This is a genomic window from Paraburkholderia sp. SIMBA_053 (assembly GCF_046534895.1).
Taxonomy (GTDB): domain Bacteria; phylum Pseudomonadota; class Gammaproteobacteria; order Burkholderiales; family Burkholderiaceae; genus Paraburkholderia; species Paraburkholderia caledonica.
The window spans coordinates 1-233 of the sequence record NZ_JAWRXU010001819.1; the positions used below are offsets into that span (position 1 = coordinate 1).

At 63.5% G+C, this 233-nt stretch carries 1 pseudogene; it reads right to left on the minus strand.

Annotation, left to right across the window (positions count from 1 at the left end):
* Window positions 1-233, minus strand: a pseudogene (locus tag SB753_RS41795) (acyl-[acyl-carrier-protein]--UDP-N-acetylglucosamine O-acyltransferase); the annotation flags it as partial.

The following is a 233-nucleotide window of genomic DNA, read 5'->3' on the forward strand; positions in this document are numbered from 1 at the left end:
GGTGTGGATCGTGGTGAATTCGCGGATCGTGTTGCGGTTGCCGATCTCGAGCCGCGTCGGCTCGTCTTTGTACTTCATGTCCTGCGGACGGCCGCCGACCGATGCGTAGTGGCCGATGCGGTTGTCTTCGCCGATCGTGGTGTGACCTTCGATCACACTGTGCGAGCCGACCGTGGTCCGCGCGCCGATCGTGACATGCGCGCCGATCACGGCATACGGTCCGACTTCAACGG